General features: G+C 70.5%; 22 protein-coding genes. 6 read left to right on the top strand and 16 right to left on the bottom strand.

What is annotated here, in order from left to right:
* The first annotated feature begins 35 nt into the window (after positions 1-35).
* The 3 genes from QOZ89_RS07325 to QOZ89_RS07315 all read left to right on the top strand — a co-directional run bounded on the left by QOZ89_RS07325 (position 36) and on the right by QOZ89_RS07315 (position 3,709).
* Entirely contained in the window at positions 36-710 is a 675-nt protein-coding gene (locus QOZ89_RS07325) for a TetR/AcrR family transcriptional regulator (RefSeq protein ID WP_071051072.1), read from the top strand.
* Between the two features lie 520 nt (positions 711-1,230).
* Positions 1,231-2,193 (top strand): enoyl-CoA hydratase-related protein, encoded by a 963-nt coding sequence (locus tag QOZ89_RS07320; RefSeq protein ID WP_083419225.1) that lies wholly within the window; start codon positions 1,231-1,233, stop codon positions 2,191-2,193.
* Between the two features lie 118 nt (positions 2,194-2,311).
* Positions 2,312-3,709 (top strand): ABC transporter substrate-binding protein, encoded by a 1,398-nt coding sequence (locus QOZ89_RS07315; protein ID WP_312623355.1) that lies wholly within the window; start codon positions 2,312-2,314, stop codon positions 3,707-3,709.
* A gap of 123 nt (positions 3,710-3,832) precedes the next feature.
* On the opposite strand, the gene QOZ89_RS07310 is transcribed toward QOZ89_RS07315, so the two are convergent.
* The 4 genes from QOZ89_RS07310 to QOZ89_RS07295 all read right to left on the bottom strand — a co-directional run bounded on the left by QOZ89_RS07310 (position 3,833) and on the right by QOZ89_RS07295 (position 10,347).
* On the bottom strand, positions 3,833-5,059 hold the full coding sequence (locus QOZ89_RS07310) for a cytochrome P450 (protein WP_071051108.1): 1,227 nt from the start codon (positions 5,057-5,059) through the stop codon (positions 3,833-3,835).
* A 249-nt stretch (positions 5,060-5,308) separates the two neighbouring features.
* The gene (locus QOZ89_RS07305) at positions 5,309-6,700 is read right to left on the bottom strand and encodes an ABC transporter substrate-binding protein (protein WP_071051071.1); all 1,392 of its coding nucleotides are present in this window, start codon (positions 6,698-6,700) and stop codon (positions 5,309-5,311) included.
* A gap of 44 nt (positions 6,701-6,744) precedes the next feature.
* Positions 6,745-9,564: an ABC transporter permease subunit gene (locus QOZ89_RS07300; RefSeq protein WP_312623354.1), complete on the bottom strand. Its 2,820-nt coding sequence runs from the start codon at positions 9,562-9,564 to the stop codon at positions 6,745-6,747.
* Positions 9,565-10,347, bottom strand: a complete 783-nt coding sequence (locus QOZ89_RS07295) for an ABC transporter ATP-binding protein (RefSeq protein WP_312623353.1) — start codon at positions 10,345-10,347, stop codon at positions 9,565-9,567.
* Between the two features lie 640 nt (positions 10,348-10,987).
* On the opposite strand from QOZ89_RS07295, the gene QOZ89_RS07290 reads away from it, so the two are divergent.
* The gene (locus tag QOZ89_RS07290; protein WP_312623352.1) at positions 10,988-11,746 is read left to right on the top strand and encodes a TetR/AcrR family transcriptional regulator; all 759 of its coding nucleotides are present in this window, start codon (positions 10,988-10,990) and stop codon (positions 11,744-11,746) included.
* Positions 11,747-12,403: 657 nt separating this feature from the next.
* Here QOZ89_RS07290 and QOZ89_RS07285 read toward each other — a convergent pair.
* Together QOZ89_RS07285 and QOZ89_RS07280 are read right to left on the bottom strand one after the other, a co-directional pair.
* On the bottom strand, positions 12,404-12,784 hold the full coding sequence (locus tag QOZ89_RS07285) for a DUF2255 family protein (RefSeq protein ID WP_312623351.1): 381 nt from the start codon (positions 12,782-12,784) through the stop codon (positions 12,404-12,406).
* A 51-nt stretch (positions 12,785-12,835) separates the two neighbouring features.
* Positions 12,836-13,177 carry an MFS transporter gene (locus QOZ89_RS07280; RefSeq protein WP_071051067.1) on the bottom strand — a complete coding sequence of 114 codons (342 nt, stop codon included), beginning with the start codon at positions 13,175-13,177 and terminating at the stop codon, positions 12,836-12,838.
* A 272-nt stretch (positions 13,178-13,449) separates the two neighbouring features.
* On the opposite strand from QOZ89_RS07280, the gene QOZ89_RS07275 reads away from it, so the two are divergent.
* Positions 13,450-13,596: a hypothetical protein gene (locus QOZ89_RS07275; RefSeq protein WP_312623350.1), complete on the top strand. Its 147-nt coding sequence runs from the start codon at positions 13,450-13,452 to the stop codon at positions 13,594-13,596.
* Here the strand turns inward: QOZ89_RS07275 and QOZ89_RS07270 are convergent.
* The 7 genes from QOZ89_RS07270 to QOZ89_RS07240 all read right to left on the bottom strand — a co-directional run bounded on the left by QOZ89_RS07270 (position 13,586) and on the right by QOZ89_RS07240 (position 18,017).
* Positions 13,586-14,362, bottom strand: a complete 777-nt coding sequence (locus QOZ89_RS07270) for a sulfite exporter TauE/SafE family protein (RefSeq protein WP_071051066.1) — start codon at positions 14,360-14,362, stop codon at positions 13,586-13,588. The genes QOZ89_RS07275 and QOZ89_RS07270 overlap by 11 nt on opposite strands.
* Entirely contained in the window at positions 14,359-14,940 is a 582-nt protein-coding gene (locus QOZ89_RS07265; protein ID WP_071051065.1) for a rhodanese-like domain-containing protein, read from the bottom strand. Before QOZ89_RS07265 ends, QOZ89_RS07270 begins: the two co-directional genes overlap by 4 nt.
* On the bottom strand, positions 14,937-16,340 hold the full coding sequence (locus QOZ89_RS07260; RefSeq protein ID WP_312623349.1) for an MBL fold metallo-hydrolase: 1,404 nt from the start codon (positions 16,338-16,340) through the stop codon (positions 14,937-14,939). The genes QOZ89_RS07265 and QOZ89_RS07260 overlap by 4 nt, the downstream gene beginning before the upstream one ends.
* A gap of 32 nt (positions 16,341-16,372) precedes the next feature.
* The gene (locus QOZ89_RS07255) at positions 16,373-16,684 is read right to left on the bottom strand and encodes a rhodanese-like domain-containing protein (RefSeq protein WP_312623348.1); all 312 of its coding nucleotides are present in this window, start codon (positions 16,682-16,684) and stop codon (positions 16,373-16,375) included.
* A 98-nt stretch (positions 16,685-16,782) separates the two neighbouring features.
* On the bottom strand, positions 16,783-17,046 hold the full coding sequence (locus QOZ89_RS07250) for a metal-sensitive transcriptional regulator (protein ID WP_312623366.1): 264 nt from the start codon (positions 17,044-17,046) through the stop codon (positions 16,783-16,785).
* A 149-nt stretch (positions 17,047-17,195) separates the two neighbouring features.
* The gene (locus QOZ89_RS07245) at positions 17,196-17,663 is read right to left on the bottom strand and encodes a DUF4286 family protein (protein WP_312623347.1); all 468 of its coding nucleotides are present in this window, start codon (positions 17,661-17,663) and stop codon (positions 17,196-17,198) included.
* A gap of 153 nt (positions 17,664-17,816) precedes the next feature.
* Positions 17,817-18,017, bottom strand: a complete 201-nt coding sequence (locus QOZ89_RS07240) for a hypothetical protein (protein ID WP_312623346.1) — start codon at positions 18,015-18,017, stop codon at positions 17,817-17,819.
* A 76-nt stretch (positions 18,018-18,093) separates the two neighbouring features.
* Between QOZ89_RS07240 and QOZ89_RS07235 the strand changes: the two genes are divergently transcribed.
* Positions 18,094-18,507, top strand: coding sequence for a putative immunity protein (locus QOZ89_RS07235; RefSeq protein WP_312623345.1), 414 nt, complete (start codon positions 18,094-18,096; stop codon positions 18,505-18,507).
* Positions 18,508-18,858: 351 nt separating this feature from the next.
* Here QOZ89_RS07235 and QOZ89_RS07230 read toward each other — a convergent pair whose 3' ends face one another.
* The 3 genes from QOZ89_RS07230 to QOZ89_RS07220 form a co-directional block, all read right to left on the bottom strand.
* Positions 18,859-19,860 (bottom strand): NAD-dependent epimerase/dehydratase family protein, encoded by a 1,002-nt coding sequence (locus QOZ89_RS07230; protein ID WP_198543138.1) that lies wholly within the window; start codon positions 19,858-19,860, stop codon positions 18,859-18,861.
* 609 nt (positions 19,861-20,469) lie between these two features.
* Positions 20,470-20,781 carry an antibiotic biosynthesis monooxygenase family protein gene (locus QOZ89_RS07225; protein WP_013423807.1) on the bottom strand — a complete coding sequence of 104 codons (312 nt, stop codon included), beginning with the start codon at positions 20,779-20,781 and terminating at the stop codon, positions 20,470-20,472.
* A 176-nt stretch (positions 20,782-20,957) separates the two neighbouring features.
* Positions 20,958-21,728: a VOC family protein gene (locus tag QOZ89_RS07220; RefSeq protein WP_071047637.1), complete on the bottom strand. Its 771-nt coding sequence runs from the start codon at positions 21,726-21,728 to the stop codon at positions 20,958-20,960.
* Positions 21,729-22,231 lie beyond the last annotated feature (503 nt).

Here is a 22,231-nt window from a genome sequence, read left to right as displayed (position 1 = left end):
CGGGGCACGTGAACGCGGCTGAGAGGAGATCACCGTTGCCGTTCGACCCGCCCGCGGACCGCGAACAGCCGGGACCGCCGCTTTCGCCCGCGCTCCGGGAGTCCCGGGCGCGGATGCTCGCGGCGGCCAGGACTGTCTTCGAGCGAGATGGGTTCCACGCCGCCCGCGTCACGGACATCGTCCATCTCGGCGGGCTGGCCCACGGGGGGTTCTACCGCTACTTCGAATCAAAGGAGGCCGCCTTCCAGGAGCTCGCGCGCGAGGCCTCGGCCCGGCTGGGCACGCCTCTTGACGGCCTGCGCTTCGAGCCCGGTCGCCTGGACGGGCTGGACGAACTCATGCGGGCGAGCGTCCGCCGATACCTGGAGGCCTATCGGCTGGAGGCCCGGTTTCTGGGGCTCATCACCCAGATCAGCTGCCACGACGCGGAGGTCCGGGCCATCCGGGCCGATTCTCGGATGCGAGCCGTGGCCCGGCACGTCGAGCCGGTCCGCCAGCTGCAGCGCGCCGGGCTGGCGGAGTCCCAGGTCAGCCCGGAGCGCATGCTGCTCGGGCTCATCGGAATGGTGGAGGGATTCGCCGACCGGTCGTTCCCGTACGGAGCCCTCGACCGCGATCTGGCGACCGCCGTCGACCAGCTGAGCCGGCTCTGCCTGCGGGCCATGCGCCTGCCTCGCGGCGGCGACCTGCCCGTCGGGCCCCGGGTTTGACCGCACCGCGGGTTTGACCGCACCGCGGTTGTGACCGCACCGCCAGCCCGGACGAGATGTTTCTCTCTGTGACCCGCGGCGTTCACGCCGCTATCCGCCGGTCTGTAATTCTTGGATGCGGCCACACGGCAGGGCCACCGTCCCAACGGCCGCCGGTGCCAGGGCGACAGCCGCTCGACGGGAGACCGGCGCGGCGTCGACCGACCGGGTAAGGGATCTCGTGGGCACACCCGGACCGAAAGCCGGTACGGCCGGTCGAGGTCCCGCCCGTTTGTCGCCCAGACAGTCCCCTTACTATGGGCCGCGCACCTCAAGGTCGACGTCAATCTTGACTGTGGATCAGCGAGCCGGCGCGGCGCGCAAACGCGCGACCGGCAGCGGACATCGCCGCATTCAAGATCAGCCGGCGACCGGCCGCCTGCCCGTAGTGGCGCCCCCACTACCGCCCTGCCCGACGCGCCGGCCGCGCAGTGCTGGCTGATCGCGCGCGCCGAGCCGGGCACACCGAACCGAGGGGACGATGACAGGGAACGAGGTGGGGACGGCGCACGAGCGGTCATCGGAAGGCGCGGTCGGCCGCGCCCCAGGCAGCGACGGCACACCGGGCGGCGACGACGTCGCGGTCATCGCGGACGGGCCGGTGCTGCTGCACGTCGGCACGGACGGGGTCGGCCTCGTCACGCTGAACCGCCCGGAACGGCGCAACGGCTGGAACCCGGACATGGAACTGCGCTACTTCGAGGCGCTCGAGCATGTCGACCGTGACCCGCGGATCCGGGTCGCGGTCGTGACCGGCGCGGGCAAGACCTTCTGCCCGGGAGTCGACAGCGGCCGTCTCGACGGGATCGCCACCGGCGGCCTGGACCTGTCCGGACGCCGCTCGCCGGTACGGGCCTGGGCGTTGCGCAAGCCTCTGATCGCGGCCGTCAACGGCGCGTGCGCCGGCATGGGCCTCGTCCAGGCGCTGCTGTGCGACGTGCGGTTCGCCGCTCGCGGCGCCCGGTTCACCACCGCCTTCGCCCGGCGCGGCCTGGCCGGGGAGTTCGGCGCCACCTGGCTGCTGCCCAGGCTGGTGGGGGCGGAGCGGGCGGCGGACCTGTTGCTGTCCGCGCGGGTCTTCGACGCGGACGAGGCCCTCGCGCTCGGGCTGGTGAGCCGGGTCGTCGAGCCGGCGGATCTCGTGGCGGCGGCCCGCGCCTACGCCGCCGACATCGCCGAGAACTGCTCGCCGGCCTCCCTGGCGCTCATCCGCCACCAGTTGCACGCCGACCAGCAGAGCGACCTGGACACGGCACTGCGGCGCTCCTACCGGGCGATGGCGGTGGCCGTCACCAGCCCCGACTTCCGGGAGGGCCTGGACAGCTTCACGCAGAAGAGGCGCCCAGCGTTCCTGCCACTGGCCGACGACCTCGACCCGGCGGCGGTGACCGGTGCCGGCCTGCCCGAGCTCGACGTCGTCCCGCAGCAGGCCCTGGAATCCTGACGGACCGGAAGAAAACTACGTGGAGACCATCTTGGCTTCTCAGTGCCTGAGAGTCCGTTCCTCGCGCGCCTTGTGCGGCCCGCGCGAGTCCCTGACCCTGGGCTGGGGGTGACCGGGAGTGCTCAGCACGCCCAACGACTCCCAGAAGAGCGACGCGCCGGTACGGCGCCTCCGGCGACGGCCGCACCGTGACCGGTCGTTCTCCCGCTCGTGGGACACCCCGCCCGGCTCGAAGGCCTGGCCCAGGTCCCGGCGCGGCGCGAGCCGGCCCACGGCGCTGGCCACCGCCCTGGTCGCGGTGCTGGCCGCGGGCTGCGCGGCGGGCGGCGGTGACGCGGGCGGCAACGCGGTCGCCAGCTGCGGCACCCCCGGGTACACCAACGACTCGATCCAGCTGGGCTTCGTCTACCCCGACACCGGCGCGGGCGCTTCCTCGCTGACCGCCGCCAAGGGCGGGTTCACCGCGCGGATCGACGAGGCGAACGCGGCCGGCGGAATCCACGGCCGCAAGCTGGAGTACACCTGGCGCGACGACGGCAGCGTGCCCACCCAGAACCTCGAGTCCGTGCGCGAACTGGTGGAGAACCAGAAGGTCTTCGGGCTCGTCGAGGCGTCCATCGCCGCTAGCCAGGGCGCCGACTACCTGCGTGAGCACGGCGTCCCGGCGACGGGCGTCCCGGCGGAACCGTTCTGGACGGACCACAGGTACCGCAACATGTTCGCCTACGCGTACGTGTTCAACGACGGCCCGTCGGTCTCGACGTTCGGCGACTTCGCGAAGGCCCAGGGCGGCACCAGGGCGGCCGTCATCCAGAACGACGTCACCTCGTCCGGCAACGACATCGGGTCGAAGATCAGTGCCAGCTTCGTGTCGGCCGGCATCCCGATGGCGCCCGGCCATTTCATCTTCAACGGGAACATCACCAACCCCGTCCAGCTCGGCCAGCAGCTGAAGCAGGCCGGGGTCGACGTGGTGAGCGCCGCCTTCGCCGGCACCGACCTGGCCGAGGTCGTCCGCGGCATCCGGGAGGCCGGCGCGCCGGTCAAGGTCGTGCTCGCGCCCAGCGGCTACGACAAGTCGCTGGTCAACCAGTACGGCCAGACGCTCAGCGGCCTGACCGCCGCGGTCAACTACGTCCCGTTCGAGATCGGCGGGCCCGCCCATCAGAAGTACCTGCAGGCGATGAGCAATTACGCCCCCGAGCTCCAGCCGCCCGACCAGGAGCTCGCCCTCGTCACCTACATCCTCACCGACCTGTTCCTCTATGGCCTGGACAAGGCCGGGCCCTGCCCGACCCGCGCCCAGTTCATCGACACCCTGCGTGCCAGCAAGTACGACGCCGGCGGGCTCCTGCCCGCCCCAGTCGACATGACGAAGGACTGGGGCCAGACCGCCACCTGCTACACCTTCATGCGGGTCAACGACGCCGGCACCGGCTACGAGGTCGTCCCCGACGACAAGAACCCCGACCCCGCCAGCCGCAACCGCTGGTGTGGCCGCCGGCTGGACCAGTAGCCACAGAAGCCTGGGCCGGCCGCGGGAGGCAACGCAACGCCCCGCGGCCGGTCCAGCCGTCGGGCCGTCAGGCCCACAGCGCTCCCGGCAGGCGAGGGAGCGCCGCTCCCCCGCCCCAGCGGGTCAACTCATCGTGTAGCGGATAGGCAGGCGCTTGGGGCCGCCGACGAACAGGGTCTCCGTGTACTCGGCGGGGCCGGCGAGCTCGATCGAGCGGATCCGGGGCATGAGCTCGGCGTACAGCGCCCGGCCCTCCAACCGGGCCAGGTGGGTACCGAGGCAGTAGTGCGCGCCGAAGCCGAAGGCGACGTGCCGGTTGGGGGCGCGGCCGACGTCGAACCGCTCCGGATGGTCGAAGACGTCCTCGTCGCGGTTCGCCGACGGGTAGGACAGCAGGACCGACTCGCCCTTCGCGACCGGCACGCCGCGCACCTCGGTATCCGCGGTCGCGGTGCGCATGAACTGCTTGACCGGCGAGACCCAGCGGATCATCTCCTCCACGGCGGTCGGCACCAGGCTCGGGTCGTCGGACAGCCGCCGCCACTGGTCGGGGTGCTCCAGCAGCGCGTGCAGCCCACCGGACAGCGCCGAGCTGGTCGTGTCGTGGCCGGCGGTCGCGATCAGGACGTAGTAGCCGATCGCCTCCAGGTCACCGATCGGCTCGTCGCGGATGGTCGCGTTCGCGATCACCGACGCGAGGTCGTCGGTGGGATTGGCCCTGCGGTCGGCGGTCAGCGCCTGGAAGTAGTTGAAGAAGTCCAGCATCGTCGCCATGAACGCGTCGTCGGTGTCGCGGGCCAGGTCGGCGTCGTTGGCCCCGAACAGCTCCTGGGTAAGCTTGAAGATCCGCGGGAAGTCGTCCTCGGGCAGCCCGAGCAGCGACAGGATCACATAGAGCGGATAGTTCGCGGCCACATCGGTGAAGAAGTCGCACTCGCCGCCGAGCTCGGCCATATGGTCCACGTGGCGTTTCGCGAGCTCCGCGATCCGGTCGGACAGCTGGCGGATGCCGGCCGGCTTGAACCAGTCCGCGGAGACGTGCCGGTAGACCGGGTGGTCGGGCGCGTCCATCTGCACCAGCGCCCGGATGGGAATGTCCTCGGGCGCGCCGTCCCGCTGCGACCGGGGGCCGAGCGCGGGGCGCGGGGCGTTGATCCACAGCTGGGAGTCCCGGGCGATCGCCATGACGTCGTCGTGTTTCGTGATGGCCCAGAACGGCAGGAACTTCGGGTGGTCGACGCGGTGCACCGGTGACTCGCGGCGCAGCAGCGCCGTGGCCGTGTGGAAACGCTTGTCGTCGGCATACGCCCCCGGATCCGTGAAGACGCCGGCCGCCTCATCGATGTTCATGATCACTCTCCGCTGATCCAGGCTGACCGTAGTAGTGACCGTCGAAGTCAAAGATCCATGCGTCCTGCCCCACGCCACCCATGAGACCGCCTTCACACCTGGTTGTCAATATTGACGTCGATATAGGCAGGCGGGCGCCCGTCGGTCACCCACGGACCGGACGTGGACGGTGCCTCACCACTGCCCATCACGCCGAAGGCTGTGCGACCAGATTCCGGTCGCACAGCCTTCGGCGGGTGCCAGGAGTGGTTACGCGGCCGCGAACAGGTATTCGTGGCCGAAGGTCTGGAGGTCCTTGATGGGGACGATGGCCTTCTTCGCTCCGTCGAACTTGACGAGTGCGGCGCAGTCGTTGCCCAGGACCCTTCCGGCCGGCCAGGTCGAGCCGCACATGGCGTTGCCCAGCGCCGGGTAGTCGAACCCGGAGTTGAGCACCTTGACGAGCGCCTCGGTGGTCACCGGACCACTGATCTTCGCGAACGCCTTGAGGAACAGGTCCGCGGCACCATACGAGGTCAGCGTTCCGGAGGCGCCGGCGTCCGCCTGCGAACCGACGGCCTTCAGGTCGGCGTCGATCTGCTTGAACGTGGCGCTCGGGAAGACGTCCGAGCCGAAGTTCGGCGTCATCGCGTACACCTTGTCGAGCTGGTCGGCCAGCGGAGCGAGGCGCGGGTCGGCGAAGTAGATCAGAATGTCGCCGGTGTAGCCCGAGGAGCGCAGCGCGGCCACCAGCGGGAAGATCGTGGCCGGAGTCGTCGTCGACGCGACCAGGTTCGCGCCACTGGCGATGATGTCCCGGGCGATCGGGGTGTAGTCGGACAGCGGCGGCGCCCCGGGGCCCGGGATCGGGGACTTGGCATAGGGGGCCTTCATGCCCAGCCCGACGGCCATCTTCGCGAAACTCTTCACGGAGTTCTCCGACGCGGCAGCGCCCAGCCCGACGAACGCGGCGCTCACGTCGGCTGGCTTCTTGCCGGTGCCCGCCAGGTAGCTTTCCAGGCCGGCGGACGAGTAGAACGTCTGACCGGGCAGCACGGCCGTGCAGGCGACCGATTGGGTGATGGAGAAGCCGAACTGCCGGTTGTTCCAGCCGCAGTAGTCGGTCGAGATGCCCCAGCCGAAGTAGGGCACGTGCTCGTCGTTGAGGTAGTCGCCGACGGTGGAGACCGACGCGCTGAAGGGCACCAGGCCGAAGACCTTCTTGTCCTCGACCATCTCGGTCACGGCGTCCTTGGACTTGGTCGGGTCGCCGCCGCTGTCGGTGCAGCCCGCGTAGGAGAACGTGTAGCCGTTCACCCCGCCCTCGCGGTTGGCGCGTTCGAACCGCGCCTTCGCGCCGTCGCACACGCCCGGGAAGTTCTCGATACCGGTCGAGTCCTTGACGTCGGCGACACCGCCGATCGTGATGACCTTGCCGTTCACGCCGCGGACCGTGCTGCCGGTCGCGAACTGGATCGGCCCCGCCTTCTCGATCGCCAGCTTGCTGGCGGCGGCGGCGTCCATCGGCTTACCCAGGTCCACGGGTGCCGAGGAGGTGCCGTTGTCGGTGGTGGAACTGCACGAGGCGAACGTGGCCGCGGCCACCAGCGCCGCGACGCCGGCCAGCCCGGCCCGCGCCCGGCGCGAACGCAAGAAGATCACAGGTCTCTCCCAGTCAGAGATTTCAGGACCCGACGGGCGCCGCCTCAGACGGTGGCCGCGCCGCCGAGATATGCGGAAGTGAGCTCGTCGGGATCAAGGTCCGCGGCGGCGCGCAGCCACTGCAGCCGGCCGAGCGAAAGGGCACCGACCTGGTCGGCGAGGGTCAGCACCTCCTGCGCCTTCTCCTCGACCAGGATCAGGGTCGTCCCCTCGTCCCGCAGGACCCGCAGCGCGGCCAGCACCTCGCCGGCGACCTTCACCGACAGCCCCAGCGTCGGCTCGTCGGCGAGCAGCAACGCGGGCGGCCGCGCGATGAAGGGCGCCAGGCTGAGCATCTGCTGCTCACCGCCGGAAAGGTTGCCCGCCTCGACCCCGCGCCGGGCGGCCAGGTTCGGGAACCGGTCGTAGACGCCGTCCCGCAGGGCCTGGTCACGCAGCCACAGCTGAAGGTTCTCCTCGACCGTCAGGCTGGGGAAGATGCCCCGGGACTCCGGAACCAGCACGATGCCCATCCGGGAACGCTCATGCGCCGGCGCGGCCGTCACATCCTCGCCCCGGAACAGCACCCGCCCGGCGACGCACGAGGTCAGCCCGGCGACCGTCCGGCACAGCGTGCTCTTGCCCGCGCCGTTGGCCCCCAGCAACGTCAGCACACCGCCCGGCGCCACCGCCAGGTCCAGGCCGTGCAGAACCTCGACCTCCCCGTACCCGGCCCGCACCCCCCGCAGCTCGAGCAGCGGCGAGCCCGCCGGCGATGCCGACGAGCCTGCCGGTGCCGACGCCGGCCCGCCCGCGGGGGCGGCGAGCGCTGGCGAGGTCACGCCGAGCGGGAGGGTGCCCGGCATCACCGCCGTGGCCGTGTCCGTCACCCCGGCAGGGCGGGCGGCCAGCCGCCGGCGGTGCCGCAGCGCGGACACCGACGCCAGCGTGCCCTCGGGCTGCTGGGCCAGGCCGATCGCGCCGAGCCCGAACAGAATCTGCGCGACCACAGGCGAGCTCGTCCCGCTCCAGCCCACCGACCCCAGGTGAAGGCCGTGGCTGATGACCCGCGGCAGTGCCACCGACACCAGGCCGGCCACGATGGCGCCCTGCGGGCGGCGAACCCCGAAGATCACCACCGTGGCGAGCCAGAGAAATCCCATGATCGGCGGCCAGGAGAACCCCCGCGCGGTGCCCTGGACGCAGGCGAGCAGCACCCCGCCGAACCCCGCCAACGCCGCGGACACGCCGAAGATCGTGAGCTTGGTGAGCCCGAGCGGCACACCGCTGGCGGCCGCTCCCGGCGCGCTGGACCGCACCGCCGCCATCGCCCGCCCGGCCGCCGAGCGTTCCAGGTTCCCGACGATGCCCGCGACCGCCAGCACCAGCACGAACAGCACGACGACCATCACCCGGTCATCCGCGAAGTCCAGCGAGCCGACCGCGGGGAACGCGAGCCGCCACCCCTCCGTGCCATTGGTGAAGCCGGCGATGTTGAACAGCACCGAGAATCCCAGCAGCGCCAAGGCGAGGGTGGCGAGGGTGAGGGCGACTCCCCCGAGGCGCAGCGCCGGAAGCGCCACCACCACCCCGATCGCCGTCGCCGCGACGACGCCGAGCAGCAGCGCCAGCAGGAACGGCCAGCCGTGCCCCACCGCCCAGCCGGCGCTGAGGGCGGCGACCGTGACGAACGTCGACTGCGCCAGGCTGACCATTCCCCCGAGGCCGGTCACCACGGTGAACGACATGAACACGATCGCCAGCGCCAGCCCGCTCAGCACGATCGTCCGCCACGTGCTGTCCGCCAGGAAGAGCCCGTAGATCAGCAGCAGGGCGCCGGCGACGACCCACGGCAGATGCCGGCGCCACCGCGGCAGGTCCGCGAGGTAGTCCGGCGGCGGGGTCGCCTCGCTGCTGGTCCCCGCCACCCGACGGCGCCGCTCCATGCCGACCACGACCAGGGCGACGATCAGCACCCAGTACGGCAGCGACGACCTCAGCCCGTAGACACCCTCGATCCACGAACCCACCGGGCCCAGGTACTGGCCGCTGACATACCCCTCGGCGAGGTTGCGGGCGGCGCCGATGAGCAGCCCCGCCAGAAACGCGACCGGGAACGACCGCAGACCCGCGATCACCGCCGCGGTCGCGGCCACGAACAACGCCAGCGTGTAGTTGTCCCCCGTCAGGCCGAACGTGCCGGGCAGCGGCGCCGCGAGCACACCGGCCAGCCCGGCGAGAAAGAAGCTCAGCACCCAGGCCACGCCTGAGGTCGTGTTCGTGTTCGTCCCGCGCAGCCGCACCAGCTCCGGTTTGTCGACCGCCGCCCGCATCCGCAGCCCCAGCGCCGTGAAGCGCAGCAGCAGCCACAGACCCAGGAAGGCGACCAGCGCGACCACCAGCGCGATGAGCTGGTTCGAGCTGATCACCAGCCCGGACGTCACCCGGAAGTTCCGCGGCGGGTTCGGCCCTATCCCCGGAACCACATACGCCGTCGAGGTGTCCACGAACCCGACGCCGAACGTCCCGCGCAGCACGTCACAGAACCACTGCACGAGCGCCGGCATCGTGATCAGAATCCCGACGCTCGCGACCGTCGCCGCCGCCTCGCCCGCGCCGGCCAGCCGGCGGAAGACCAGCCGGTCCCACAGCAGCCCGGCCAGCGGCGCGAACAGGAACACCGTCACGACGAGGGCGGCCCACTTCGACCAGCCCAGCCCGGTGTTCAACTGGTAGAAGAGGAACGCGGCCGAGAACGCCGTCGCGCCGTGGCCGAAGTTGAATATCCGGGCCGTCTGGTAGTTCAGCACCAGACCGATCGCGAGCAGCGAGTAGACCGCGCCCGACACACCGCCGCTCAGAACCAGGCTGAAGAACTTGTCCATCTACGCCGTCCCGATGTAGGCGGAGACAACCCGGGGGTCCCGGCAGACCTCGGCCGGGTCACCACTGGTGAGGATCTGGCCGGACGTGAGCACCATCAGCCGGTCGCACAGCCCGACGACGAAGTCGAGATCGTGCTCGACGAGAATCGCCGCGCACTCACCCTTCGACGTCAGCTCCGAGACCACGGAACCGAGCCGCTCGGTGTCCGCCGGCCCCAGGCCCGACGTCGGCTCGTCCAGCAGCAACAGCCGCGGCTCGTCCACGATCGCCCGGGCGAACTCCATCAGCCGCACCTGCCCGATCGGCAGAGTCGCCGCCCGCTGGTCACGAACCGACAGGAGCCCGCACAGCTCCAGGACATGCTCGATACGCTCCAGGTGCGCCTCCCTGCGGCGACGCGACGAGCGGGCCGCCAGCAGATCGGCCAGGATCCTCCGACCTCGGCCCCGCCACTCGCACGCCACCAGGAGGTTCTCCTCGACGGTCAGCCAGCCGAAGGCCTGGTGACGCTGGAAGGTCCGGCGGATGCCATGCTGTGCGCGCCAGGCCGACGATCTCCTGGTCAGGTTCTGGCCATCGAGCAGGATCCGTCCCGCTCGGGGGACGAGGACACCGGCCAGGGCGTCCAGCAGCGTCGTCTTGCCCGCGCCGTTGGGCCCGATGATCCCGCAGCAGCCGCGGTCCAGGGTGAACGACACCTGATCGACGGCCTTGATACCTCCGAAGCTGATCGAGACATCCTCTACCCGCAGCAACGCGGGGAGGTGCTCCGAGGGGGTCAACTCGCGGCTCCCGTCTGTAGGCGCGGATCTGGACGCAACATCTCGCATGGGCATCTCGCCTGGACTCCGATGTTGACGTCGACCTCAAAGTTCCCGCACCATGGGAGCGTACAACCCCTGCTGTTGGTGGTTTTGTCCGGGTACCTCCCAGCGGGAGTCGGCGCGAGAGGTGGGCCGGTTCCCGTCGTCGAGACGACGAGGAAGGGCGGACCGGCGGCTCCCGCGGCCCAGGCGACCTGGCTCGGGCTCTCGGACCGTTGAGCCCACGGGCCCTCGGGCCACGTCAGCGTCGAGCGAACCGGAGGTGTGCGACGGGCGAGATGGAGAGTCACGCCGTGAGAGGCCGCGAGCGAGGCACAGCGCCAGCTCGTCCGCCCAGCCCCGCGACTGGCACCTTCGGCGAGGTGCGGGGGAAGCACGGTTCCGCCAGGCTGTCAGAGCATGTTGCCGCTGCTACGCTCGACGCTGCCCGGCAGCGCTTGGTCACCGACCGTCGGCCATCTCCCCGGAGAACCGTGGCACCCGCCCAAAAGGCAGCGCATCGAGCGCCAGCATCACTACTATGCACACGATCCTGTCCCTGGACGACAGGTAGCCGTACTCAGCCGTGCCACGGTTTATGTCGTCGGAGAGGACTGCAATGTCTGAAGGAACGAGACCCGTCGAGCAAATAGCCTCCATTCCCAACGCCAGCCGCGGCTGGCAGGGAGAGGCCAGAGCCAAACGACGTGGCACCGGCCGCACCAGCCGCGGCCGGCAAACCCGCGACCAGCTCCTCGACGCGGCGCGGGTGGTGTTCGAGCGCGACGGCTTCCTCCACGCACGGGTAGCAGACATCTGCGACGAGGCCGGCACCTCACACGGCTCCTTCTATACCTATTTCATCTCCAAAGAGGAAATCTTCCGCAAGGTCGTCGACTCCGTCGAGCTCGACCTGCTCGCCGTCGGCGTCGGCGGTGGCGGCGCGGGGGCAACTGGTGCCGGTGCGGCTGGTGCGGGTGCGGCTGGCACCACCGGCGCCGACGCCATCGAGCGCATTCGCGCGGCCAACGAGCACTACCTGCGCACCTACGCGGCCAACGCCGGCATCATGCGCGTCATCCACCAGGTCGCCACCATCGACGTCGACGTCTGGCGCATCCGCTTCCAACGCCAGGACGCCTTCGCCCACAGCATCGAACGCCGCATCCGCCAACTCCAGGCCGACGGCCTCGCCGACCCCGACGTCGAACCCGCCTACGCCGCCCAGGCACTCGGCGGCATGGTCGCCTACTTCGCTGAGCTCCTTTTCAACTCCCACGACCCCGTCGACTTCGACGCCGACAAGGCCGTCGACGAGCTCACCCGTATCTGGCTCAACGCCCTCGGCATCAAACACCCCGCCAAGCCCGCGTCATAACCGGGCCGGAAGCCCCGTGGATGCCGGCCGCCGGCCCCGGCATTCATCCGAACCAAGAGAGCGGACGAGACCCGGGACCCTCGCCTACCACCGCGAAAGCATTGACGACCCAGGACGCTACGGAATGGCGCCTGCGTCCTTCAGGGCGATGATCCGCGGCACCCCAGTCGAGCAGGATCCCGGCGCATGCCGGGCCGGCCACCACGACCCCCAGCTCAACCACCTTCACCCCGTCCAGCGGCCCGCCCATCCAGGCACTCCCTTCCTAGGCCAGCGCCGCCCGTCGGACGAGGACGCGCTAACGACAGGGGTCTGACGGTAACGGCAGATCCCGCTCCCCCACACCCGATCCCGACACCCGATCCCGCGCGCGTCCCAGTTCTGGTCCGACCGGCCGCGGCCAGGCATCCCCAACATGGCCAAGCCCCCCCGTTGCCCCAGGAGTAGCGGCAATGCTTGAAACCCGCCGCACAGCGGTCTGGCGTTCACGCGCTGGCGCTGGACGGGTCGACGTCGGCGCCGCACGTGGGTGGCACACACGGTGGTGCTTCTCGGTGATCGGCATGAGGGATCGGTCGTGTCACGCCTCCGGGATTACCCGGCCGTGAGGGTGAGCGTGCTGATGCTGTCAGGCACAACTGCGTCCCTTCGTCGAGGTCAGTTCTGTGGGTCGAGTCGCAGGGTGACGGGGGCGGCGTGGGCGCCGACGACGCTGCCGACGATCTGCGGCCCGTACTGGTCGTACTTGGCGTGGTAGGCCGCGTCGATGCCGCGGTGCACATCCTTGGGCGGGACGGAGAACATGACGTCGCGTTCGATCCCGCCTGCGCGGACGCGGCCCTGGCCGCTGGCCCTGGCGCGGCGGAACCACGGGTTGTCGCTGCCGTAGGCCGAGCGGACGTAGAGATCCGCGTCGCGGCGGACCACCCAGATGGTCACGTAGGGCCGCAACGACCCGTCCGTGCGGCGCGAGGCGACCTGCAGCTCGGTCGCGTCACCGATGCGCCCCAGTTCGTCGTCGTTCCATGTGCTGATCACTGGCCTGTCCCTTCTCGGTGAGGACGTCTCCGTCGCTGTGGGCCGCGCGGATCAGTCGCGCACGGCAGCCGCCGCGAGCAGGGACGAGAGGGCGAACACTCCCAGACCGGCCACGAACACCCGCCGGCGGCCCAGCAGGTCACCAGCCCGGGCGCCGAGCAGCAGCAGACCACCGAACACCAGGGTGTAGGCGTCCTGCACCCATGCCAACCCCGTCGATGAGTAGTGCATCGCGGCGCGGATCGTGGGCAGCGCGGTGAAGATGATCGAGCTATCCAGGAGGATCATGAAGTAGCTGACCAGGATGATCGCGAGGATCGCCGTCGTGCGCCGACTGTCAGTCGGCTCCCCCGATGTCGACGGGCTGGGTGCTGTGCTACTCGCTCGGTCCACGCCGTCCAGTCAAGGCGCCACCGCCTGCCGCGGGGAGTGCCTGGTCTTCCAGGTAACGCCAGTACCTGCCTCACGCCGCGGGCCATACCTACCGCCGAGTTCATGGGCGCCCGAGCGCAGGTCCGCAATGCCCGCCACGACATGCTTGCCGCCAACCGCCTGGCCTCGCCCTCTACGCGCCCGTCCTCGCCGACCCCCGCCGACCGGCCAACAACGCCGCGCCCGTTCCCGATGCGACCACCGGTCAGAAGCTCCCCGAGCAGGCGTGGAGGTTGACGAGCTTCCAGCGGCCGTCCTTCTTCGTGTACACCTCGGTGTTGACACTCCCGTTTGAACACGCTGCCGCCGTTGACGACGAAGCGGGTCTTGCCGACGAGCACGGCGGTGTCGCCGTGGGCGCGGACGGGATCAGCTGGTAGGTGGGCTGATGATGGCTTGGAGGACGACGAACGTCGCGATGGCGAGGACGAGGTAGGCGAAGGCGCGGCTGAGTCGCTGGGCGGGCAGGCGGGTCGCGAACCGTCCCGCGGTCAGCGAGCCGATGACCGCGGCGGCGGTGAACGCGCCGGCGATGCGGTAGTCGAGGGCGGCGTCGCCGGCGTGGGCAGCAAACCCGGCACCCGAGTTGATCACGATGATGACCAGTGAGGTGCCGATCGCGGCGGGTGCGGGCAGGCCGAGGAGCAGGACGAGGGCGGGGATGATGAGGAAGCCGCCGCCGACGCCGAACAGGCCGGTGAGGAACCCGACCACGATTCCGGTGCCGATGGATTTGGGCAGGCAGCCGCGCCAGTTGACGCCGCCGTCGGGTAGGGCGCAGTCGCCACCGGCTTCGCTGTCACCGCGCAGCATCCGGACCGCGGCGAGAACCATGAGGCCGGCGAAGCCGATCAGCACGATGCGGGGGTCGAGCAGCCGGTTGACGGCTGCGCCACCGAATGCGGCCACCGCCCCGGCGGCGCCGACGATCGCGGCGATGCGCCAGCGGATCTGCCGGGCGCGTAGCCGGGGCAGCAGAGCGGCGGCCGAGGAGATCCCCACGACCAGCAGCGATGTCGGCACCGCGGCTTTCAGTGGGATCCCGGCGCCGTAGACCAGGGCGGGGACGGCCAGGATGGAGCCGCCGCCGCCGAGCAGGCCGAGCAGGATCCCGATCAGCGCGCCGAGGCCAAGGGCGGCGATCACGCCCGGGGGGCAGCCAGGGCGGCGATCACGCCGTCAACGTCGAGGCGGGGGCCGCGGTTGTAGGGCAGTTTGGCCAGCAGCATCCCCATCACGCAGGTGTTGGACAGGGCTGCGAACGTCAGCCCGGCACCGATGACCGCCGCGGCCCATTTCGCTGGCGGGACTGCCACGCTGGCCAGGACCGCGGTCAGCACGATGGATCCGGCGACAAGGCGGACCTGCCGTTCCAGGTCCCAGCGACGCTTGCCTCCGTGCACGGGGGCGCCGGCGGCCTGCCAGGCGCTGATGCCCCCGTCCAGGATCCGCAGGTTCGACAGGCCCGCCGCCGCGAGGGCCTGTTCGGCCGCGGTGGCGCGTTGCCCGGAGCGGCAGACAAGCACGACCTCCTCGTCGAGATGTGCCCGCAGTTCGTCGCGGTGCTCGCGCAGCACATCGAGTGGCACGTTGTAGGAGCCGGGGATGTGCGCGGCCTCGAACTCGCCCGGGGTACGCACGTCGATCAGTCGTGGTGCGTTGGCCGTGGCGATGAGGTGTTGCAGTGCGGTGGCCGCGAGGGCGGCCGGGGTTCGGCTGGTCACAAGGTCTCCTTGCCGTTGACGATGGTCAGGCCCGCGTCGACGGCCTTGGCGTAGGCGTCGTCGAGGTGCACCACCCGGCGGCCGGCGCGTTGCAGCAGGCTGCTCGCGGCGGCGGCGCGGTAGCCGGAGCCGCAGTGCACCCAGACGGTGCCGGCGGGCACGTCGTCGAGCCGGGTGGGCAGTTCGGGCAGGGGGATGTGCACGGCGCCGTCGAGGTGGCCGGTGCGCCACTCGTTGCCCATCCGCACATCGAGCACGACGTCCGGCACGGGCAGGCCGTGCGGGACGGTGCCGACGCGGGCGGCGGCGAGGTCGACGAATGTGGCGGTGGTGAGCTCGGCGAGGCGGTGCTCGTCCCGGCCGGCCCAGGCGTCGGGGTGGCCGGTTGCCGCGGCGGCGGGCCGGTCGATGCCGATGCGGGCGAGTTCGCGCTGGGCATCGGCGACCTGCTGCTCGCTCTCCCCGAGCAGGGTGATCGGCGCGCCCCACGGGGCCATCCAGCCCAGCCAGGTGGACATCGGCCCGTCCAGGCCGAAGCTCAGCGTGCCCGCCAGGTGCCGTTGCGCGAATGCTTTGCGTGAGCGCAGGTCGATCACCCACTCGCCGGCGGCGATCCGCTCGCGTAGCTCGGCCGCGTCGGCCCGGTGCGCCGGCGTGAGGTCGATCGGGGCGGCGCCGTCGGCGTTGCGGGCGCCCATGTGCGCGTAGTAGGCGGGGTAGGCGTCGAGCCCGGCCAGGGTTTCGCTGACGAACGTGTCGGTCTCCAGCCGCAGCGCCGGATTGACCCGCCGCTCCCGGCCGACCGTGGAGGCGGTGGCGTCGGACTGGGTAGCTGAGCAGAAGCTGCCGAACCCGTGGGTCGGCCACACCTGCGCGCCGTCGGGCAGTAGGTCGGCCAGCCGGCGCACCGAGTCGTGCTGGTACCCGGCCAGGGTGTGGGCGTGCCGCTGGCCGAGCAGGTCGGTACGGCCGGTAGTCCCGAACAGCAGCGACCCGCCGGTGAACACCCCCACCGGCCCGTCGGGACCGCCGAGGACGTAGGACAGGTGGTGGAACGTGTGCCCGGGGGCAGCCACCACGCGCAGCCGCATCGGGTCCGACACCACCACCTCGTCGCCGTCGGCGACCGGCAGCCGGTCGAAGCCCACCTCGTCGGCAGCGGCGACCAGATACCGGGCGCCGGTCACCCGCGCCAAGGCGAGCCCGCCCGACACATAGTCGTTATGCAGATGCGTTTCAGCCACATGCGTGACCCGCACCCCGAGCCGGCCTGCCAAGGCAAGGACCCGGTCGATGTCACGCTGCGGATCGACCACGAGCGCGACCAGCCCGTCATGAGCCAGGTAGCTGCGGTCACCCAACGACGAGGTCTCCACGACCTGGACCTCAACACCACTCACCTTCTGCTCCCTTCTCCTTCTGATCGCGCGCGTCAACCGGCGTTCCGCTCAACCGGGTAGCCCGCCTTCGCCCAGACCCGCATACCGCCGGACAACGCCCACGACCGCGCGCCAGTGGTCTCGACTACCTCCGCGGCCATCGCGCCACCCGCTCCGGAGCGGCGCCCCGTCACCACGTCCCTGGCCGCCCACCGGCCGGCGCACACGTTCAATCCCCACAGCGGGACGTTCACCGCGTCGGGCGCCTGCCCCTCGGCGGACTCCTGAGCACCGCGCACGGCCAGCAGCACTCTGCCGATGCCGCGGCGCGGCTCCACCACACCGATCTCACCAACCGTCATCATCCAAATCCTCGACACTTATACCCGGGGGGGTATATTGCGGACACAGATCGGCGCGGGACGACCACGACAGGACCAGAGGGGGTGCCGATCGAGCCAGGTCAGGACAGGGCCATGAACAGCTTCTCCAACTGCTCCTCGGTCAGCGGCGGCTGCTCCCCACGCTCCCGAGCGGCCTGACACTGACGCATACCCGTGGAGATGATCTTGAAGCCGGCCTTGTCCAGCGCCCGCGACACCGCTGCGAGCTGCGTCAGCACCCGCTCACAGTCGTCGCCGTCCTCGATCATGCCGATCACGGCGCCCAGCTGACCATGTGCACGCTTCAACCGCGTCACCGCGTCCGACAAAACCTTGGCGTCCATCTCCACGTCACCCACCTCCACTGGCAGCATACCCCCCGGGGTACACAACGACGCCCGTCGGCACCAGCCGCACCGCCCCCGACCCGTCCCCGGTGACCTGACCAACTAGCAAACGGCGTGCGCCGCGCCGGACGACGCCGCGTAGACCGTCACGCGTCGAGCGTCGGGCCGTGCAGCTTCGGGCCGTGCGGTGACCAGAAGGACATCAGCACGGACCCGAGGTCCAGCGACTCGTGCATCTGGATCGCTCCGGCCTCGACCGCCTCCCGGACCTTGCCCATGACGACGTCCGGGTCGTCGTCCATCTCGTAGACGAGGAGGTACCGGTGCGTCGGCTGGGTACCGACCATCCGGCTCATCTCCGTGTCACGCAGGGTGTAGCGCTGCGCCGAGACCATCCCCGGCGTCGCCATCACCTCACGCACGTGGACGTTGTCGTACCACTCGTTGAACTCGTCTTCCTTGCCTTCGACGGCATGGCGGTGGGCGCTGGTCTCGCCCCTGGTGGGGACGGTGGTCGTTGAAGTGGCGGGCGAACTCGTCGAACACGGTGGTGGTGTGGTGTTCGCCGTAGAGGAGGATCTTGTCGGTGCACTCCTGGCGTGCCGAGCGGACATTCGCTGCCGGTGTCTCCGAGGTGTTTCCGCCGACCCGTGCCTGAGCGCAGGCTTCCTCCGCGGCAAGGACGACGCCTCACGGCCGGTGTTCCTTCGCCGTCGCCAAAAGCTTCTGTACAGGCCATACCACACCAAGACGGACGGCCAAGGATGCTACGGGTTTTTCTGCAAGCCCTTGGCCGTTCTGGATCTTGATGGGGATTTGAGGGCGGGATTGTTGTGGAACTCGATCGGCCGAGGGAAGCCGAGGGCTTCGCGCGGCCGGATCTGGTTGAGGATCTTCCGGTAGGCGTTCGCTTCGCGGACGAGGTCGTCGAGGGTGTTGATCTCGTGCCGGTCGATAAGCTCGCCCAAGCGGTCTCAACTCGAGTCCGAGATGCCAGTCACGGGTCGGCGTTGGCTGTCAGTGAGTCGGCGGAGGGGTTTCACCATGATCCTCCCAAGGGTCCGGGACCCTCGCTTCGTGACGATCCGCCGCGGTGGGACCCTCACCGATTCAGATCACCATCTCCTCGCCCTGTGGGCGGCATCCTGCGCGGAGCATGTGCTCGACCTGTTCGAGTCGGCTCGGCCAGAGGACCTACGACCGCGTCAGGCGATCGAGCATGCCCGCGCTTGGGTGCGCGGCGAGGTGACGATGATGCAGGCTCGCGCGGCGGGCGGTCATGCCATGGGCGCGGCCAGAGACCTGCGAGGGGCCGCCCGGCATGCCGCATACGCCGCGGGTCAGGCCGGGGCCGTCGCGCACGTCGCCGCGCACGAGCTTGGTGCTGCCGCCTATGCGATCAAAGCCGCCCGTGCCGCCGTGCCCGGAAGGCGACCGCGAGGCCGCGAGTCGACGTGAGTGCCGGTGGCAGCGTGACCAGCTTCCGGAGACGATTCGCGAGCTTGTGCTTGACGATCAGCGGTTGCGGAACGAAATCTGCTGGTCGGTGTTTGACTGCTGAGCCGTCTGCTTCGTCGCTCGCCGAGGTCGTCTGGACAGGCTCGCTGCTTCATAGCGCGGTAGATGCTGCACGTCGAACTTGGCAATCTCCGCGCCAAAGCTCTCCACCGCTTGGCGAGCCGGATCAGCGTCTTGCGGGTAACCCCGTCGAGTCTTGGCTCTTTGCGCTCGCGCAGGCACCGCCGCGTCGCCCTCGCCAGCGTCGCCCAGGCCCTCTGCGCCCAACTGCGCCACACCCCAAAAGCCCGGTCAGGGGGCGCTCTCGTGCTTCTGCTCGACGTAGAACTTCGCGGCTTCGCGGACGGCGTCCGGCGTCGGGGAGGGGTACCAGTCGAGCTCCCGGGTGGCCTTGCCGTGGTCGAGCGGCGGCATGAAATGCATGAGCCGGACGCTGACGCTGGTCATCGGGATGTCGCGGCGCAGCACGCGCCCGACCACATCGCCGACGCGACCGACCACCTTCATCGCGGGCAGCGGGATGCCGAAACGCGGGGGCTTCGCGTCGACCGCGGCGGCCGCGGTCGTCAACAGTTCCTTCCAGGACATGTAGCGCTCGCTGATGATGTACCGCTCGCCGACGCGTCCCTTCTCCGCCGCGAGCAGGAACGCGCGGGCGGCGTCCTTGATGCCGACGACCTCCATCGCCGCGTCGCCGAAATGGACCGGCATCTTGCCGTGCGCGGCGTCGGACACCATGCGGCCGTGCGGCGAGCCGAAGTCGGGCGCTCCGTAGGTCGTCGACACGCACATGACGATCGCGGGGAGCCCCCGCTCACGCTGGTAGCTCAGCACCAGGTCCTCGGCGGCCACACGTGCCTGGATGTACGGCCCACCCAGGTGCTGCCAGGTGTGCGGAAGGTCCTCGTTGGCCGGGCCGCCGTCTGCCGACAGCCCGATGGTGCCCACCGTGCTGCAGAAGACGAAACGCCGCACCTTCGCCTCGACCGCGGCGTCCAGCGCGTGCCGCAGGCCGTCGACGTTCGTGGCGAACAGCGGCGCCGGGTCGCGCAGCCAGGCCCGGGTGTCGACGACGCAGTAGTGCACGGTGTCGACACCGCTCATCGCCTCGTGCATCGCGTCGTCGTCGGTCAGGTCGCCGTAGTGGCGCCGCACGGCCAGGTCGTCGAAAGCCCGCGTCGAGCTGGTTCGACGGATCCACACCCGAACGTCGTCGCCGCGCTCCACCAACTGCCGCGTGACGTGCGAACCCAGGAAGCCGCTCGCTCCCATAACCAGCTGTGTGCCGACCACGACCCGACCGTCTCCTCAGATTTGCTCGCGTCCGACCGCTGCGCCGGCTCGTTCGGCTGTCTCGTCCCTTAGGCGGTGCGGGTGGCGGTGACACTCCGGCTTGGAGTCAGCCCTTCCCGAAGGCGGCAAGGACAAGCAGGCGCGAACCATAGGTATCACAGATCAATTTTCCCAGTTCGGCGGCATACGTCCCCGCCTCGGCATGTGGCTGCGTGCAGCTGTCAGGACGATCGGGATACCACACGACAGGTGCTGTTCCAGGACCGTGGTCCAGGACGCGGACGCCCGGCCCATGGGCGGTGGACGCCGCCCGCGGCCGCCCGCTGTCGAGGCGCGCGGCGACCGCGTCCGGGTGGCCGTAACGGTGGTTCGCCCGGCGCGCCGGGCCGGTGCCGCCCCACGCATCGTTCGCCGTGAGAGATCGCCATGAGCATGTTGTCGCCGTCGCGGGTACGGCAAAATCGCGACGCTGACAACACGTCGGCGGCGATCAAAGCTGGTTCGCGCTCTCCGTTCCCCGGCCGCGCAGGTCACGGGCTCGGGCGGTTGACCGCCCGGTACTGGCGGTGCCGCCTGACGCGGGACCCGGCAAAGCGCTGCCGAGGCCTGTCAGGAACCGCCCGCCACCGAGCGCTGGACGACCTCGAACTCCAGCAGGGACGAGCCGGACGCCACCGGGCGGGCACGCTCTCCCGAGTGCGCCTCCATGGCCGGCCCGGTGAGCCACGCCTGGAACGACTCCTCGCTGTCCCAGTGCGTCACGACGAAGTACCGGTTGTCGCCCTTCACCGGCCGCAGCAGCTCGAACGACACGAAGCCTGGCTGCCCGTCCACCGCGTGCAGCCGGTTCGCGAACCGCTTCTCCAGCTCGGGGCCGGCGCCCTCGGGAACCTCGATCGCATTGATCTTCACGACGGTCACGCCGCCCAGCCTACGGCCAACCCGGGAGTCGGAGTAGCGCCACCGCCCCGTGCCGCTCGCCAGCGGCGGCGGGCGGCGGGCGGCGGGCGGCGGGCGGCGGGCGGCGGCAACGTCGCGCTCGCCGCTCGCCGCCCGCCGGACGCTCCCTACCGCCTACCGCCGGCCCGTCCGCCGGGTCAGACCTTGATGATGGCGAAGGTCTCCTGGTGGGGACCGGTGAGAATCGCGAACCGGCCAATCGGGATGTCGGCCGGTCCGAGGATGACCGACCCGCCGAGCTCCACGGTCTTCGCGGCGACCGCGTCGGCGTCGGCGACGGCGAAATAGGTCATCCAAAATGACGGCACCTCGGCGGGCACCATCTCAGGCATGGGCATCATCCCACCGATGACGGCGCCGCCGAGCTTCCACTCGTAGTACTCCATCGGGCCGCCCTGGGCCCCCGAGTCGTCCGTGGCCCAGCCGAACACGGCCGGATAGAAGGCCTTCGCCGCGGCCACGTCGCGGGTGTCCAGCTCGTTCCAGCAGAAGGCACCGGGCTCGTTCGCCAGCTCGGCTCCCTTGTGCGCCCCCGGCTGCCACACAGAGATGGCGGCACCGCCGGAGTCGAGGAACACCGCCATCCGGCCCGCGTCCAGGACGTCCATCGGCGCGACGACGACCTGGCCACCGGCGCTGACCACGGCCTCGGCCGTCTTGTCCGCGTCGTCGACCCGGACATAGGTGCTCCAGGCGGCCGGCTGTCCCTCGCCGAACAGCGGACCCAGGCCCGCGACCTGCTTGCCGCGCAAGGTGAACAACGTGTAGCCGCCCGCCGCCGGATCCGGCGAGACGTTCGCCTCCCAGCCGAACAGGCTGCCGTAGAAGGCCCTGGAGGCCTCCACATCCGGGCTGCCAAGGTCTACCCAGCAAGGAGTTCCGGGCTCGTAGGACGTGAACTCGGCCATTACGACCACCTCCCGCACATTTGACGGACACCCCTGCGTGTCCTGCGAAGGACGGTAGCGGGCAGGTATGACAGTTCCCGCGACCCGCGGGGTCCCATCGGTGAATCCGCGGGTCCCTTGGCGCACGCGAACCGCCAGTGCCGGCGCAAACAGCCAGCGAATTTCGCGTATTTGGACACGGCCGCATTCCCAGGGCCGGCGGGTCCACGAGAATCACCGGCCGCTGGCGACGTGCCGGGCTGGGACGACGGGCGGCTCCCGACGCCGCGCCCAGCAGCGGGATCGGTGACCACGGACACGGCCCGCATGTCGCGCCCGCCACGACTGGCGTCAGGCGCCTCCGCGAAGACACCACCACCGGCGCCGGCCCGCGCAGAGCCCCGAGCCTGCGGTCATGCGTCTCCTCTACCGGCAGGATCCACTCCGCGGTCCACGGCAGGGCGCCGTCGTGAGCGAGACGGTCGGCGAGGTGGTCGGCTCCGGCACAGCGGGCCGCCAGCCGC

Source organism: Pseudofrankia coriaricola (genome assembly GCF_032027725.1).
Classification (GTDB): Bacteria; Actinomycetota; Actinomycetes; order Frankiales; family Frankiaceae; genus Pseudofrankia.
The sequence above is the reverse complement of the archived record's forward strand: the minus strand, read 5'-3'. Positions and strand labels throughout refer to the sequence as shown.